This is a genomic window from Endozoicomonas sp. ONNA1 (assembly GCF_024606325.1).
Lineage (GTDB): Bacteria > Pseudomonadota > Gammaproteobacteria > Pseudomonadales > Endozoicomonadaceae > Endozoicomonas_A.
Genome location: NZ_JAHHPN010000497.1, coordinates 1 through 1,251, shown reverse-complemented (window position 1 = coordinate 1,251; position 1,251 = coordinate 1). Strand labels below are relative to the sequence as shown.

Genomic DNA, 1,251 nt, shown 5'->3' with positions numbered 1-1,251 from the left:
AAGCGCCACTACCGTCAGTCACCGTGACCGGGATCACGATTCTTTGCGTATCGCCATGAGCCAAGCCATCGTAGGCCGGATCGGCCGGGTCGAAAGAGTAAGTGCCATCGGCATTCAACGTAAACCCTGCCACTTTCGTTGTGGTGGTGTAGCTTGCGGTGTCGCCCGTATCGACATCGGTGGAGGTAATGCTGCCAGTGATCAGCTGGCTGGCTCCCTCTGTTGCAGAGGCGGTGGAAATGGCGTTCAGCACCGGGCCATCGTTAGAACCGTTAATGGTGATAACAATATTATGCGTTGTGCCATCCGCACTCTGAATCCGGATTGTATCGGTCAGGCTGTTGGTGGTCGTTGCGCCAGCCCCCAGTGCCTGAACGTCGGCATGGGTGTTATCCAGGTTGTAAGCCCAGTGACCATCAGCATTAAGGTGTAAGGAGCCATGGGTCGCGTTGTAATTACCCGACTGGAAATGATCCTGCCCCGCATCCTTATCAGTGATACTCAGGATACCAGTGGCCTGTAATGAAGCATCCTCGGTGACGCTACCGGAGTCTGCTCCGGAAATCACCGCAGCATTAGGTTGACCGTGTACAGTAATAACCAGATTCCGGGTATCGGTGGCACCATGTTGATCGGTAACCGTAATGGGGATAGTCACCGTTTTATCCTGACCGGCCGCAAGGAACTGGTACGCGGCATGGCCCGGATCAAAAGTATATTGACCATTCTTGTTAAGCGTGAATCCATCAACCGGGGTAGTGATTGAATAAGCGACGGATGCATGGTTATCCGGGTCTTTTGAAGTGACCTGCCCGCTAAGTTGGCTGCCATTTTCTGTCGCGCTTTGTGCCTGTATCTGATCAAGCACGGGTGCGTCGTTGGTACCGCTAACCGCCATCACCAAGGCTTTAGTATCAGTAGCACCACTACCGTCAGTCACCGTGACCGGGATCACGATTCTTTGCGTATCGCCCTGAGCCAGGCCATCGTAGACCGGATCGGCCGGGTCGAAAGAGTAAGTGCCATCGGCATTCAACGTAAATCCTGCCACTGTCGCTGTGGTGGAGTAGGTTGCAGTGTCGCCGGTATCGACATCGCCAGAACCAATGCTTCCTGTGGTCGGCTGGCTGGCACCTTCTATTGCAGAGGCAGCGGAAATGGCGTTCAGCACCGGGCCATCGTTAGAACCGTTAATGGTGATAACAATATTATGCGTTGTGCCATCCGCACTCTGAATCTGAATGGTATCGG

The 1,251-nt window shown here is 54.0% G+C and carries 1 protein-coding gene; it reads right to left on the bottom strand.

Annotation, left to right across the window (positions count from 1 at the left end):
* On the bottom strand, window positions 1–1,251 hold a 1,251-nt coding region (locus tag KDK19_RS11325; protein WP_257291989.1), incomplete at both ends, for a VCBS domain-containing protein.